This window comes from Luteibacter rhizovicinus DSM 16549 (genome assembly GCF_001887595.1).
GTDB lineage: Bacteria > Pseudomonadota > Gammaproteobacteria > Xanthomonadales > Rhodanobacteraceae > Luteibacter > Luteibacter rhizovicinus.
On the sequence record NZ_CP017480.1, the window covers coordinates 2186314 to 2199935 of the forward strand.

Consider the following 13622-nt stretch of genomic DNA (forward strand, 5'->3'; position numbering starts at 1 on the left):
GTTCAGAGCCCCTGTTCAGCGAATTCAGGCGCGTAGTTCACGCGGCCGCGATAGCCGGAAAGGCCGTCGATCGTGAGCGGCAGCACCTGAAACGCGTTGCCGCCCTCGTAGGCGTCGTGCAAGTCGTGCACGGAGGCCTTGGTGAAACCGAACTGGGTGTAATAAGCCGGCGAGCCCAGGACGAAGACCGCTCGGGCGTCCTGCACGAAGCAGGCACCGATGCCTTCCTCGATCAGGTCGTGGCCGAGGCCCTGGCGCTGGTGATCCGGATGGACCGCGACCGGGGCCAGGCCGAGCGACTTGCCGTCGTCGCCTTCTTCGATGGTCACCGGCGAGAACAGCACGTGGCCGAGCACCGTGTCCTCATCGTCGACGGCAACCAGCGAGATCGCGGCCCGACCGGCGGCGACCAGGCGGCGGACCAGGTCGGCCTCGGCATCGCGACCGAAGGCGGCACGATGGATGGCGACGATGGCCTCGAGATCTCCTGCGGCGGCGGCGCGTACCTCGGTCACGGAGCGCTCTCGAGCGCGGCGCGCTGGGCGGCCACCAGGTCGTCGATACCCTTGGCGGCGAGGTCCATCAGGGCATCCATCTCCTCGCGGCGGAAAGCGTGGCCTTCGGCCGTGCCCTGCACCTCGATGAAGCCGCCACCGTCGTTCATCACCACATTCATGTCGGTATCGCAGTTCGAGTCCTCGGCGTAGTCGAGATCGAGTACCGGCACACCGTTATAGATGCCGACCGACACGGCCGCGATCGCACCCAGAATGGGATTGCGCTTGATCGCGTTGCGCTTGGTCAGCGTCGCCACGGCATCCACCAGGGCGACATAGGCGCCGGTGATCGCCGCCGTGCGGGTGCCACCGTCGGCCTGGATGACGTCGCAGTCGAGCGTGATGACCCGCTCGCCGAGGGCGGCGCGGTCCACGCAGGCACGCAGGGAGCGGCCGATCAGGCGCTGGATTTCCATGGTGCGGCCACCCTGGCCGCCGCGCGCGGCTTCGCGCTGGGTGCGGTCGGTCGTGGCCCGGGGCAGCATGCCGTACTCGGCCGTGACCCAGCCCTCGCCCTTGCCGCGCAACCACGGTGGCACGCGCTCTTCGACCGAGGCCGTGCACAGCACCTTGGTGTCCCCGAAGGACACGAGAACGGAACCTTCCGCGTGGCGGGTGTAGTGACGTTCGATGCTGACGGCGCGCAGCTGATCGGCGGCGCGGCCGCTCGGACGGGAAAAAGTCATGGATAACCTGATTTGGGCGCGGACGGTGGGTCAGTTTACCATTGCGGTCTTCCCCGCCGCGTAAGCGAGCCATCCATGATCCGCAGCATGACCGCTTATGCCTCCGCCGAGAGCGCTGGCCCCATCGGCACCCTCACCTGCGAACTGCGCACCGTGAACCACCGCTACCTCGAGATCAGCCCCCGGCTGCCCGAGGAGCTGCGCAGCTTCGAAAGCGCCCTGCGCGAGCGGATCGGTGCCCACCTGTCGCGCGGCAAGGTCGATCTCACGGTGCGCCTGCGCAGCGAAGCCGGCTCCAGCGAAGGCCTGCAGGTCAACGGACAGATGCTGGCGCGCCTCTCCGAGCTGGCGCTGGATCTCGAACAGCGCTTCCCGCGCATGTCGATCGAGTTCACCGAGCTGCTTCGCTTCCCGGGCGTGCTCCGTCAGGCGGAAACCGATGCCGATGCCCTCCAGGTCGCCCTGGTCGAGGTGCTCGACCGGGCGCTTGTCGCCCTCAACGATACCCGCGGCCGTGAAGGCAGCAAGCTGGGCGAACTGCTGGTCGAACGTTTGAACGGCATCGAGAAGATCGTCGGCGACGTCCGCGGCTGGCTGCCCGAGATCCAGGCCGCGCTGCGCCTGCGCCTCGAAACTCGCCTCGCCGACATGCGCCAGCCGGTGGAACCGGGTCGCCTGGAGCAGGAGCTCGTCCTGCAGATCACCCGCATCGACGTGGACGAGGAACTCGATCGCCTCGCCACCCACATCTCCGAAGCTCGTCGTGTGCTCGCGCTGAAAGAGCCGGTGGGTCGTCGCCTCGACTTTCTCATGCAGGAGTTCAACCGCGAGGCGAATACGCTGGGTTCGAAGTCCGTCGATTCGCGTACGACCAATGCGGCGGTTGAGCTCAAGGTGCTGATCGAGCAGATGCGCGAGCAGGTTCAGAACATCGAGTGAATGACCCCGGCCTAGTCGAAGTGCTTGATGAAGCCCACCTTGAAGCCGCCCGGCAGCACGCTGAGGATGAAGGGCGAATTCCGGCGGGAGGCCCAGATGCCGAAGCCGGTGCCGATCGCCGCACCGGCGAGTACGTCGGTCTGCCAGTGACCCCGGGTCTTCATGCGCGCGACCATGTCGTAGGCGGGCAGCAAAGCGAGGGCGTAGACCATCGGGTGGTCTTCGCCATAGCGGACGATGAAGGGCGTGACGGCCGCCGAGATGAGGGTCACTTCCCCGCTGGGAAAGCTGTTGTTCTTCTTCCCGCTGGAGAAGAACTTGTCCGGATCGTCCGTCTCGGAAGGGCGTTGTCGCCGGAAGCCCAGCTTCAGCACATCCGTCGTGGCACTGGCCAGGACCACCGAGTCCACCGAACGCCAGAGCGTGTCGCCGAAGTCGTCGTTGTCGCCCAGCAACAAGGCGCCGCCGAAGACGGTCACGGCGGTCGCGCCGGCAAGGATCTTCTGGTTGCTGCGTTTCCAGATGCCACTGTTGTCGTAGTGGAGTCGGTGGTCGATGCCCAGCGGTCCACCGCCGGCGGTCGCCGAGGCCGACACGGTCAGCGCCAACAGGCATGCCCAGGTTCGTAGTGCCATCACCCCGTCTCCCTCACGACGGCGGCCGGCATGCCGCCATCGTTCGAGATTAGGACCACAACCTTACGGCCGGCTGATCTTCCCGGCTAATATCGGGCCATGACAAATTCATCGTCCTACCCCATCGGCAGCCCGGGCCAGCCCTGGGGCGCATCGGAAGTCGCCCAATGGCGAGCTCGCCAGGTGAAGAGTCGCAGCTACGCGGCCGGCGTGCTGCCGGCGATCGACGCACTGCGTGAGCGCTTCGACGTGCGCGAATACGGCCTGCTCGACTATGCCGAGGGACGCTACCCCCTGCTGGCGATCCACAGTCGCGGCTGGCGCGACGACCTGCCCGTGCTGCTCGTGACCGGCGGCGTGCATGGTTACGAGACCAGCGGTGTCGAAGGCGCGCTGCAGTTCGTGCGCGACCACGCCGGGGACTATGCCGGCCGGGCGAACCTGCTCGTCGCCCCTTGCATCAGCCCCTGGGCGTACGAGCGCATCCAGCGCTGGAATCCGGACGCGATCGATCCGAATCGCAACTTCCGCGAAGACAGCCCGGCGGCGGAGTCGGCGGCATTGGTGGCCTTGCTGGCCCCTCTGGTCGACCGGATCCTCGTGCACATCGACCTGCACGAAACCACCGATTCGGACGAGTCGGAGTTTCGTCCGGCGGTGGCCGCGCGCGACGGCAAGGACTACGAGCCTGGCGAGATTCCGGACGGCTTTTACCTCGTCGACGATTCCTTCAATCGCCAGCCGGAATTCCAGGAAGCGATCATCGAGGCCGTCGCCAAGGTCACGCATATCGCGCCGGCGGACGAACACGGCGAGATCATCGGATCCCCTGTGGTCGCGGACGGCGTCATCGAATACGACGTGAAGAAACTCGGTCTGTGCGCGGGCATCACCAACGCTCGCTATGTCACGACCACCGAGGTCTACCCGGATAGCCCGCGTGCGACGCCGCAGCAGTGCAACGATGCGCAGGTAGCGGCCGTACGTGCCGCATTCGACTACGCCCTGGCCTATCCGGACGACTGAGATCGCTTAGTCGGTCCCGGTGACGACCGGTGGTCGCCGGTTGGCTGCGCCATGTCTCGCCCGGGGAGCCACGGCGATGTCCGGGCCAAGCTTTCGAGAGCCAGCCAGCCTGGCGGAGCCTTGCAGTACGTCGTGCTCGATCCGGCGGAGAAGATCGCTGCCATGCCGAGCGAAGGCCCCGACGCCCATGTTGCGTTCCACATACGCCCTGGCGTTGTCGCCGAAGGTGGCCAGTCTTTCGGGGTGCGCGGCAAATTCCCGTATGGCCGCAGCAAGGTCGCCGACAATGTTGCCTTCGATGAGTACGCCGGTCACGCCGGGCTGAACGCTACGCCGCATTTCGCCCACCGGTGTGGCGGCGATCGGCAGTCCCGCCGCCATGGCTTCATGGGCGGCGATGCACATGCCCTCATAAGACGACGGCTGGACGTAGAGATGCAATCCGCGCAGGTAGGCGGGGACGTCGGACACCCAGCCCATCAGCGTGACCTTGTGCTGTAAACCAAGCGATTCGATCAGGCCCTGCAACTCACCACGAAGCGGTCCGTCACCCGCGATCGACACGTCGATCCTCGAATAGGTCTCCGGGTCCTCGCGGCGAAGTCGGTCGACAGAGCGAATGAGCAGGTCGTAGTTCTTCTGGGGATGCAGGCGACCGGAGCTGCCGATACGCAGCGGTCCAACGCCGTTCCAGCGGGGCGGGAGTGTTTCGGCGAAGGTCGGATTGAATAACGGCCAGGTGGCGATCCTGCCGGGTTCGACGCCCATCGACTCTTCAAGGTAGTAGGCGACATCCTGGGAGTCGGCAATCCATAAGTGACTGCGTTGCTGCGATCGGCGAATGTATCCCTTCGCATCCGCGCTGTGCTTCCAGCTCACCACCGGGATGCCGAACATCGATCCGACGAGCTGGCCCACACGCGTGGCCCGGCTCAGCGATGTCCAGATCAGGTCGGGCGGGGATGCGCGGACGGCCTTCGCATATCGGTACATGCTGGCAAGCTTCGATGCCGGGCGGTCGGACATCAACGTGTACGGTACGCCTGCTTCGATCAGGCGCGGCTCTGCCATGCGGTCGCGAGGTTCGCAGGCAAACACGTGGAATTCGTGCCCAAGATCCCGGATCACCCTGGCGATGTCGGGGATGATGAACTCGGCGCCGCCGCTTTCGAGGCTGGTAACAACGTAGTGGATTCGCATGATGCGTCCGCGATACTTCATGGTTGATGTAGCGCAGGCCGATCGTACGTCGTCATGCCTGAGCGGAGCCTTTGCTGCCTACGACTTTCGTTACCTGCCGCTTGCGAGTGGGAAAGTAGACTGACTTGGTTTCATGCAGGTTTCGTCGAGGCGCACTGTCGTCGCACGTTCACGATCTGTCGATAGGTTCGGCATTAGTAGACGAGGACATCGATGCGGTGTGCGTCGCTAAGCCAAAACTAAGTCAGCTCGAGGCGCCGCCTGACGAGGCTTTTGCGATCACAGCACCGTCGATACGCTCGGTCGACTCACCGATGAGTGCTACCGCCTCGCCGAGGCCCAAAGGTCGGAAGCGGCGGTCGATGAGATTGCGTTAGTGAGAACTTTCGCAATAGTCAGCCGACGTCAATCGTTGCCACGAGTCATGGTAACGCCGGTCATCGCGCCGTCGACGACCCACGCCGCGTAACGGCTTCTCACTCGCCGGGCTGAATTCACCGGTCGATCAATACTGCGACGCGACGGTTGCCGAATATCGATAACGAAAGACGCAGACGCGGGTGGTGAGTGTTGCTGTCTCCGACGATCGACGGCTGTTTATTTCGAGGATGCGAGAGAAGTCACCTCGTCGCAGGATTGTCCACACTCGACACCGCTCAGCGCTACCTCGCCCGTACGATCGAGTTTGTGCCAGCCAGCGGGGCATCGCCGGAAGTAGTGCCAGAGAGCAGCCGTATAGGGCGCGATGGCGAACAGAGGCCGGGCGAATAGCATGAGGGGCAGCCACATCAATTCTCGCAAGCCCTCACCCGTCCGATAATAGGTCGCGACGACCGCCGATCCATAAGCCAACGTGATGACGCCATAGCACCAGGGTAGAAGGAGGAACTGAGACGTCGATAGCGCAACGATCGCAAGGAGAAGGGCGGCACATTGAATCGGAGGACCGATAAAATTTTCAAAGAAAAGTAATAGATACCCGGCGACCTGGCCTGTTCTCAATCCTCCCAGCTTGCCAATGTGCATTCCAATCGACTGCATGTTTCCGAGGTTCCACCTCCGCCGCTGGCGGAAAAGGGCCTGTAAGGTTGTCGGCGCCTCCGTCCGTGCCACAGCTTGCGGACAGTAGACGAGACGAAGGTCTTTCTGGCCGAGGCGAAGCGTCAGTTCGGTGTCCTCGGCCCTCGTGACGTCGCTGAACCCTCCCGCCAACAGAATGTCGGTTTTTCTGTACGCACTTCCTGCCCCAGGAAGCGTCGTGATCATTTGGCGTGAGCTTTGAAATGCGCGCTTGAGATCCTGACTCGAGATGTACTCGATGCTTTGCAACAATGTGATGATGTGGCCTTTATTTCCTACCTTTATGTTGCCCGCGACGGCATCGGCAGTACCTTCGCAAAGCGGCGCCGAAATAGCGCGAATGAAGTCGGAATCGACAATCGTATCGGCATCGACCGTCACGATGAGGTCGTGACGGGCTTTTGCCACGCCTTCGTTTAATGCATGCGACTTTCCCATGGTGAGTGGGAGTCGTATGCACGTGAGACGAGGGTCTTCGAAAGCCATGCGGCTAAGCACGTCAGTCGTCCCATCACTGGATCCATCGTCGACGACGATGATCTCCAGGGGCGAATAGTCGCTGATGAGTAAGGCACGTATCGTTGCGCCGATAACCACTTCTTCGTTCAAGGCGGGAACGATGACGGACACGCCTTGTGGCCGCGTCCTTGCAGATCTGGCTTCAACTGAGCCAAAAGTAGGGTCGGTCATAAAGACTCTCCATGGCAGCATCCATTGCCGTGTTCGATACTAGTCCTTGCCGCACCGGAAGCCACCATGATTTCGGTGCGCATTCCCGGCAGTTGCCGACCTCGCCTGGCTATACTGCGTCCTTGCGTGCCACGGGCACGCCCTCATCGGTAGCCAGGGGATACCCGATGCTCGTGTGCCGTCTGTCACTGCCTATGTTCGTCGTGCTCGGCCTGGCGGCGACAGCGCCGCTGCATGCCGCGGACGACGCCGCCCGATGGAAGCGCGAAGCGCAGGCCGTCACGATCCAACGCGACGATTGGGGCATCGCACACGTCCATGGCAAGACCGATGCCGATGCCGTGTTCGGTATGGCCTACGCCCAGGCGGAAGACGACTTCAATCGCGTCGAGACCAATTACCTGACGGCGCTGGGTCGGACGGCCGAAGCTGAGGGAGAGTCGGCGATCTGGCAGGATCTTCGCCAGAAGCTCTTCGTCGATCCGGTCCAGCTCAAGGCGATGTATGCGCGCAGTCCGCGTTGGCTGGTGGCCTTGATGGACGCCTGGGCGGATGGTCTCAACGACTACCTCGCCACGCATCCGGACGTGCATCCGCGTGTCATCACGCACTTCGAGCCGTGGATGGCGCTGAGCTTCAGCGAAGGCAGTATCGGTGGCGACATCGAGCGGGTGTCGACGAAGGGCTTGCAGGCGTTTTACGGCAAGGATCCGCAAGGCGCGCTCGCGCAGTTCACGCCGCCATCCAGCTGGGAGGAACCGACGGGTTCGAATGGCATCGCCATCGCGCCGAAGCTCACCACCAACGGCCACGCCTTGTTGCTGATCAATCCGCATACGTCGTTCTTTTTCCGCTCCGAGCTGCAGATGTCCAGCGACGAAGGCCTCGATGCGTACGGCGCAGTGACCTGGGGTCAGTTCTTCATCTACCAGGGGTTCAACAAGCATGTGGGCTGGATGCACACGTCCACCGGTGCTGACGTCGTCGATGAGTTTTCTGAAACCATCGTCGAGCAGGGCGGCAAGCCTTTCTATCGGTACGGCCAGGAATTGCGTGCAGTCACCACGCGCGAGATCGTCGTACCGTATCGCGCAGCCGACGGTACACGCACGGCGCGAACCTTCACCGTCTATGCGACGCATCACGGCCCTGTGGTCCGCGCGGAGGGTGACAAGTGGATCGCCGTCGCACTGATGAACAAGCCGCTGGAAGCCTTGCAGCAGAGCTGGCTTCGGACCAAGGCCAACGATTACGCGACCTACATGAAGGTCGCAGAACTCAAGGCCAACTCGTCCAACAATACGATTTACGCGGACGATAAAGGCAACATCGCCTACCTGCATCCGCAGTTCATTCCGAAGCGCGACAACCGATTCGACTATACGAAGCCCGTCGATGGCAGCGATCCCGCGACGGACTGGCAAGGACTGCTGCCGCTGGACAAGGCGCCGCGCCTGCTCAATCCGCCCACGGGCTGGATCTTCAACACGAATGACTGGCCGTATTCCGCGGCCGGCCCCGACAGCCCGAAGCAGGCCGACTTTCCGCGCTATATGGATGCGGTCGGCGAGAATCCCCGCGGCCTCCATGCGACGCGCGTGCTGACCGGTCGTCGTGACTTCACGCTGGCATCCTTGATCGATGCCGCGTTCGATCCCTATCTGCCGGCCTTCGCGCGGCAGTTGCCGATCCTTATCGCCGACTACGACGCGCTGCCGCACGGTGATGCACTCAGGCATAAGCTCGCTGGTCCCATCGGCTTGCTGCGGACCTGGGATTACTGTTGGGGCATGACCTCGATGCCGACCTCGTTGGCGGTCTTCTGGGGTGACATCCTCTGGGACAAGGCCAGCAAGCTGGACACCGAGGAAGGGCTTTCGGTCTACGACGTGATGGCGGAGAAGGCCGGTCCGCAGGTACGCCTCAATGCGCTGGTGGAATCGGCCGATCGCCTGGAGCACGACTTTGGCAGCTGGGGCGTGCCGTGGGGCGAGGTCAATCGCTTCCAGCGTGTCGATGGAGCCATCGTGCAACCCTTCGACGACGCGAAGGCGAGCATCCCGGTACCGTTCACCTCGTCGCGCTGGGGCTCGCTGGCTTCGTTCGGGGCGCACCGCTGGCCCGGGACGAAGCGTTACTACGGCACCAGCGGGAACAGCTTCGTAGCCGTCGTCGAGTTTGGCGACAAGGTCCACGCGCGGGCGATCACGGCGGGCGGCGAAAGTGGACATCCCACGTCGGCGCATTTCAACGACGAGGCAGAGCGGTACACCACCGGCAATTTGCGGACGGTGTACTTCTGGCCGGAAGAGCTGCAAGGGCACGTCGAGCGGACCTATCATCCGGGGCAGCAATGAAGCGATCAGGGGACGGCATGGCTAAGCGGGTAGGGTGGGGCAGGGCAGTCGCCCTTGCGGCGTGCATCGCCGTGACGGGCGCATCGTTGGCGGCGGAATCGTCAAGCACGCCCAGGCCAGTAGATCACCCCTGGTTGCTCAAGGGCGACCGTGTTTTCGATGCGCGCAGCGAGCAGACGCATCCCGGCTGGGTTGTTCTCGTTCAAGGCGACAAGATCCTCGCGGTAGGCCCGGCAAAAGATGTGACACCTCCCGCCGGCACGCAGACCATCGACCTGGCCGGCATGACGATCCTGCCCGGCCTCATCGACGCGCATTCACACATTTTCCTGCATCCGTACAACGAGACGTCCTGGAACGATCAGGTGCTCAAGGAGACGCTGGCCTTCCGTACGGTCGAAGCGGTGAAGCACGCCAACGACACGCTGATGGCCGGCTTCACGGCCCTGCGCGATCTGGGCACCGAGGGTGCGGGCTATGCCGATGTCGACGTGCAGCGCGCGATCGACAAGGGCGTGATCCCCGGGCCGCATCTTTTCGTCGCCACGCGCGCGACCATCGCGGCGCATTGCTATGGGCCGGGTCCGCTCGGTTTCCGCGACGACGTCGACCTGCCGCAGGGCGGCATTCCCGTGAGCGGCACGGCACAGATGCTCGACGCCGTGCGTGACCAGGCGGCGCATGGCGCGGACTGGATCAAGCTCTACGCCGACTACCACTGCGGCAAGGCGAAGGGATCGATGCCGACGTTTACCGAGGACGAATTGAAGACGGCCGTGGACGCGGCCCACGGCATGGGCTTGCCGGTCGCCGTGCACTCGACCACGGCCGAGGGCATGCGCCGCTCGATCATGGCCGGCGTCGACACCATCGAACATGGCTACGACGGCACGCCGGAAGTCTTCGCGCTGATGAAACAGCACGGGGTCGCTTACATGCCGACGCTCGAAGCCAGTGCCGCCACGTCGGAATATTTCGGTGGCTGGAAGCCGGGCGACGCGCCGACCGAATCCATGCAGAAGGCGGCGCATGCGTTCAAGCTGGCGATGGACGCCGGCGTGACCATCGGTAACGGCAGCGACGTCGGCGTGTTCACGCACGGCGACAACTACAAGGAACTGGCCTGGATGGTCCGTGACGGCATGTCACCCGCCCGCGCGCTGCTGGCCGCGACGGCGGTCGATGCGAACGTGCTGCGCCAGCAAGACCACATCGGCCAGCTGAAGGCAGGCCTCGATGCGGACGTCATCGCCGTGCCAGGTGATCCCACGCAGGACATCGGCGCGATCGCGCACGTCGCCTTCGTCATGAAAGGCGGGGTGATCTACAAGGCACCTTCGACCTCGGCGGCTCAGTAGACGTCCGCCGTCTCCCGACCGCTTGGCTTCACGTCGATGGGTTCGGGATCCGAAGGTGGTTCGCGCTGTTCCGGTCCCGGCTCGCCATCGGCGAGCGGGACGTCGATTAATTCGCCGGGCCGGCGCCCCCAGGTGCCTTCGGTTGTGTCGTAGTAGCCGGGCGACCAGTTGTGACGGCGGGCGTTCTCCATATCGCGCATCGTTTCGAAAGAGACGCGATACGGGAACGAATCAAAAGATCCATTCGGATTGTCGATGCGCATGGCCGTGCCTCGAAGCGCAGAAGTCGTAAGTCCGCCCGTCGCGAACGGCCGCGCAGGCTGGAGTGTCATCGGGTTGATCGGCTCACCGCGGATCCGTCACGCGGGGCAAACAAACGATGCGCCGCTACGCATTAACGGCGCGTCGTTTCCATGATGGATCAGCGTAAAGGCAGTGATACACCCGTGAGTTTTTCGCTGAGCGACCACAGGTTTTCCACCGCCGCTGGATCGATGGCCCAGGGGCGAACCCCGACATCGCTGCTCACGCGGCCGGGCGTGTTATCGGCATCGACCAGCACGGGCGACACCTCGACATCCTCGCAGTAAACGCCGCCCATACCGTCGAGCTGGGGACTGGTGGCGCACCAGACGCTGGTGGCCGCACCTTGCGGCACACTCTTGAACCCGCGGGCAAGGTCGACGACCGGGCGGCCCTCCTCGTCGATGGCGCCGCGAGCGCGCAGGTCGTCCTGGCTCATGTGACGTACCAGGTCGGTGATGATGGCTCCCGGATGCAGTGCGAAGGCACGGATGCCGTAGGCCTCGCCACGCTTGTCCACGCCAAGGGCGAACAGCACGTTCGCCGTCTTCGACTGCCCATAGGCGACCCAGGGGTCGTACTCACGGTGCGTGAAGTTCGGATCGTCGAAGTCGACGCCGGCGAAGCGGTGCCCGCGCGACGATACCGAGACGACGCGGGCACCGCCGGCGCGCTTCAGTGCCGGCCACAGGCGTGCGGTCAGCTGGAAATGGCCGAGATGGTTGGTCGCGAACTGCATCTCGTAGCCACGCGTGTCGCGGGTCAGCGGCATGGCCATCACGCCGGCGCTGTTGACCAGGATGTGCAGGGGCTCGCCGCGGGCGAGGAAACGCTCGGCGAAAGCATCGATGGACGCGGGATCGGCGAGATCCATCGGCTCGATGGTGACGTCGATGCCGTCGAGGGCCTTGCGGGCCTTGGCCAGGTCGCGGGCCGGGACGATCACCCGCGCGCCGGCGGCGCGCAGCGCCCGGCTGGTCTCGGTGCCGATGCCGGAATAGCCGCCGGTCACGACGGCGGTCTTGCCCGTGAGGTCGATGCCGGCCAGCACCTCGTCCGCCGTGCTGGCCATGCTGAAACCGGAATGGATGGGGGTCTGGACGCTGGACATGGGGATCTCCTCGTGGGGTCGGGAGAAGCTTAGGCGTCGTTCTCCGAACGATGAATGCTTGAAAGTCCGTCATTCATGCTCAATCGTACGGGTATGGCTGACGATCCGATTTCCGAAGTGTTGAGGCTGGCCGATGTCGAATCGGTCGTTTCCGGCGGTTTCAGCGCGGGCGGCGACTGGGCGATTCGCTTCCCGGCGCCGGACAAGCTGAAGTTCTTCGCCGTCCTGCGCGGTGGCTGCTGGCTGCGGACAGACGGTGGCAGCACGGTGCGGATGGAAACGGGCGACGTGGTCCTGCTGATTGCCGAGCGCGGTTTCGTCCTCGCCAGCGATCTCGCGTTGCCGGTGGTCGACGCGCGCGAGGTGTTCGCCGGACGCACGACGCCGATCGTCACGGTGGGCGAGGGCGACGACGTGCTCCAGATCGGCGGCCACGTACGCCTGCATCCGACCTATGCGCCGATGCTCCACGAGGCCCTGCCACCCATGATCCACGTACGCGCATCGGCGCCCGAGGCGGCGACCATGCGCTGGATCCTCGACCGGATGCTCGAAGAAAGTCGTGGCGACTTGCCCGGCTCAGGCATGGCCAGAACCCAGCTTGCCCACCTGTTGTTCGTGCAGATCCTGCGCGCCCACCTGTCAGCGGGCGGTCCCTTGCAGGCAGGGTGGTTGCGTGCGGCGGCCGATCCTCGCCTGGGCGCGGCGTTGCGGATGATGCACGGTGAACCTGGCAAGGCCTGGCGCCTCGAGCAGCTGGCCAGCGCGGCGGCGATGTCGCGGACCATCTTCGCCTCGCAGTTCAAGGCCGCAGCTGGCGTGGCGCCGCTGGCCTACCTGGCGCGATGGCGCATGCGTCTTGCCGAGCGCGCGCTGCGCCAGGGCGATGTGCCGGTGGCCGTGCTGGCGAGGGATCTCGGCTACGCATCCGAGAGCGCGTTCAGCCATGCCTTCAAGCGGATCGTCGGCGTTTCCCCGAGTCGTTACGCCACCGCGGTTCCCTGAAAGACGCTCACCGCGTATTTCCGGGGCGCGCGACGCCTTGTTCTCAGGCTCGCCTATCGCCATCGCGGGGGCGGCTCGGCTTCGCCGTCGCTCCGTACACTTGGGCGTCTCGCGGGGAGACCTTGGTGTCCACCCTCGCTGCTCAGACAGGTCCTCCGCGTTCGAAAAGGAAAGGCCGCTAACGCGGCCCGTGTACTTATCTGGCCTACGGCCGCTCCACTTGTGCGGAACTCGCCTCGAGGGTGGACACCAAGGTCTCTCACGACGATACGGTCAGCGGGACGGCGAGCCGTTGGAGTGGGTGTGGCCGCCGAAGCCAGCCGTTACGGCAGTCGTGCTGACACGACCATCCCGGCTCGGTGAGCGCCTTCCTCCCGCTGCGCTGTCTCGCGCGGACGATCGCGACCGGCGCGCTGGGGTCGACTGTTTGGCGATGGGAGCCGGCAGCCAAAGCGGCGTTGCTCCGTCGGCTCGACCCACACGAACCTCAGGGATGGGAAGAGTCTTCGGTGTCCACCCTCGAGGCGAGTTCCGCACAAGTGGAGCGGCCGCAGGCCAAATAGGTACACGGGCCGCGTTAGCGGCCTTTCCGGTACGGAACGCGGAGGACCTGTCTGAGCAGCGAGGGTGGGCACCGAAGGCTCTTTGCCTCAAGCCCCCCAAGCGAGGGTGGGC

Annotated in this window: 12 protein-coding genes; 5 read left to right on the forward strand and 7 right to left on the reverse strand. The window is 64.5% G+C overall.

Features of this window, described 5'->3' with window-relative positions:
• Positions 1–2 precede the first annotated feature (2 nt).
• Positions 3–515 carry a GNAT family N-acetyltransferase gene (locus BJI69_RS09835; protein WP_046967986.1) on the reverse strand — a complete coding sequence of 171 codons (513 nt, stop codon included), beginning with the start codon at positions 513–515 and terminating at the stop codon, positions 3–5.
• Complete coding sequence (gene rph / locus BJI69_RS09840; protein ID WP_046967987.1) at positions 512–1243, reverse strand: ribonuclease PH; 732 nt, start codon at positions 1241–1243, stop codon at positions 512–514. The genes BJI69_RS09835 and rph overlap by 4 nt, the downstream gene beginning before the upstream one ends.
• Positions 1244–1318: 75 nt before the next feature.
• Here rph and BJI69_RS09845 point away from each other — a divergent pair, with 75 nt between their 5' ends.
• Positions 1319–2182 carry a YicC/YloC family endoribonuclease gene (locus BJI69_RS09845; RefSeq protein ID WP_046967988.1) on the forward strand — a complete coding sequence of 288 codons (864 nt, stop codon included), beginning with the start codon at positions 1319–1321 and terminating at the stop codon, positions 2180–2182.
• A gap of 11 nt (positions 2183–2193) precedes the next feature.
• Here BJI69_RS09845 and BJI69_RS09850 read toward each other — a convergent pair whose 3' ends face one another.
• Complete coding sequence (locus BJI69_RS09850) at positions 2194–2817, reverse strand: phosphatase PAP2 family protein (protein WP_046967989.1); 624 nt, start codon at positions 2815–2817, stop codon at positions 2194–2196.
• A gap of 99 nt (positions 2818–2916) precedes the next feature.
• On the opposite strand from BJI69_RS09850, the gene BJI69_RS09855 reads away from it, so the two are divergent.
• On the forward strand, positions 2917–3843 hold the full coding sequence (locus BJI69_RS09855) for a M14 family metallopeptidase (RefSeq protein ID WP_046967990.1): 927 nt from the start codon (positions 2917–2919) through the stop codon (positions 3841–3843).
• 6 nt (positions 3844–3849) lie between these two features.
• Here the strand turns inward: BJI69_RS09855 and BJI69_RS09860 are convergent, their stop codons facing one another.
• The gene (locus tag BJI69_RS09860) at positions 3850–5043 is read right to left on the reverse strand and encodes a glycosyltransferase (protein ID WP_162200988.1); all 1194 of its coding nucleotides are present in this window, start codon (positions 5041–5043) and stop codon (positions 3850–3852) included.
• Between the two features lie 597 nt (positions 5044–5640).
• Entirely contained in the window at positions 5641–6813 is a 1173-nt protein-coding gene (locus tag BJI69_RS09865) for a glycosyltransferase family 2 protein (RefSeq protein WP_162200989.1), read from the reverse strand.
• A gap of 167 nt (positions 6814–6980) precedes the next feature.
• Here BJI69_RS09865 and BJI69_RS09870 point away from each other — a divergent pair, with 167 nt between their 5' ends.
• Both BJI69_RS09870 and BJI69_RS09875 read left to right on the forward strand, forming a co-directional pair.
• Positions 6981–9170: a penicillin acylase family protein gene (locus BJI69_RS09870; protein WP_046967991.1), complete on the forward strand. Its 2190-nt coding sequence runs from the start codon at positions 6981–6983 to the stop codon at positions 9168–9170.
• Between the two features lie 17 nt (positions 9171–9187).
• Positions 9188–10528: an amidohydrolase family protein gene (locus BJI69_RS09875; RefSeq protein WP_052767218.1), complete on the forward strand. Its 1341-nt coding sequence runs from the start codon at positions 9188–9190 to the stop codon at positions 10526–10528.
• On the opposite strand, the gene BJI69_RS09880 is transcribed toward BJI69_RS09875, so the two are convergent.
• Positions 10522–10791 (reverse strand): hypothetical protein, encoded by a 270-nt coding sequence (locus BJI69_RS09880; RefSeq protein WP_046967993.1) that lies wholly within the window; start codon positions 10789–10791, stop codon positions 10522–10524. The genes BJI69_RS09875 and BJI69_RS09880 overlap by 7 nt on opposite strands.
• 158 nt (positions 10792–10949) lie before the next feature.
• The gene (locus tag BJI69_RS09885; protein WP_046967994.1) at positions 10950–11942 is read right to left on the reverse strand and encodes an oxidoreductase; all 993 of its coding nucleotides are present in this window, start codon (positions 11940–11942) and stop codon (positions 10950–10952) included.
• 75 nt (positions 11943–12017) lie between these two features.
• Here BJI69_RS09885 and BJI69_RS09890 point away from each other — a divergent pair, with 75 nt between their 5' ends.
• Positions 12018–12947 (forward strand): AraC family transcriptional regulator, encoded by a 930-nt coding sequence (locus BJI69_RS09890; RefSeq protein ID WP_211258512.1) that lies wholly within the window; start codon positions 12018–12020, stop codon positions 12945–12947.
• Positions 12948–13622: the final 675 nt, after the last annotated feature.

Excerpts from the sequence above, each read along its gene's own strand:
- rph (WP_046967987.1), bottom strand. The coding sequence starts at position 1,243 with ATGACTTTTTCCCGTCCGAGCGGCCGCGCCGCCGATCAGCTGCGCGCC.
- BJI69_RS09845 (WP_046967988.1), top strand. The coding sequence starts at position 1,319 with ATGATCCGCAGCATGACCGCTTATGCCTCCGCCGAGAGCGCTGGCCCC.
- BJI69_RS09850 (WP_046967989.1), bottom strand. The coding sequence starts at position 2,817 with ATGGCACTACGAACCTGGGCATGCCTGTTGGCGCTGACCGTGTCGGCC.
- BJI69_RS09855 (WP_046967990.1), top strand. The coding sequence starts at position 2,917 with ATGACAAATTCATCGTCCTACCCCATCGGCAGCCCGGGCCAGCCCTGG.
- BJI69_RS09860 (WP_162200988.1), bottom strand. The coding sequence starts at position 5,043 with ATGCGAATCCACTACGTTGTTACCAGCCTCGAAAGCGGCGGCGCCGAG.
- BJI69_RS09865 (WP_162200989.1), bottom strand. The coding sequence starts at position 6,813 with ATGACCGACCCTACTTTTGGCTCAGTTGAAGCCAGATCTGCAAGGACG.
- BJI69_RS09870 (WP_046967991.1), top strand. The coding sequence starts at position 6,981 with ATGCTCGTGTGCCGTCTGTCACTGCCTATGTTCGTCGTGCTCGGCCTG.
- BJI69_RS09875 (WP_052767218.1), top strand. The coding sequence starts at position 9,188 with ATGGCTAAGCGGGTAGGGTGGGGCAGGGCAGTCGCCCTTGCGGCGTGC.
- BJI69_RS09880 (WP_046967993.1), bottom strand. The coding sequence starts at position 10,791 with ATGCGCATCGACAATCCGAATGGATCTTTTGATTCGTTCCCGTATCGC.
- BJI69_RS09885 (WP_046967994.1), bottom strand. The coding sequence starts at position 11,942 with ATGTCCAGCGTCCAGACCCCCATCCATTCCGGTTTCAGCATGGCCAGC.
- BJI69_RS09890 (WP_211258512.1), top strand. The coding sequence starts at position 12,018 with ATGCTCAATCGTACGGGTATGGCTGACGATCCGATTTCCGAAGTGTTG.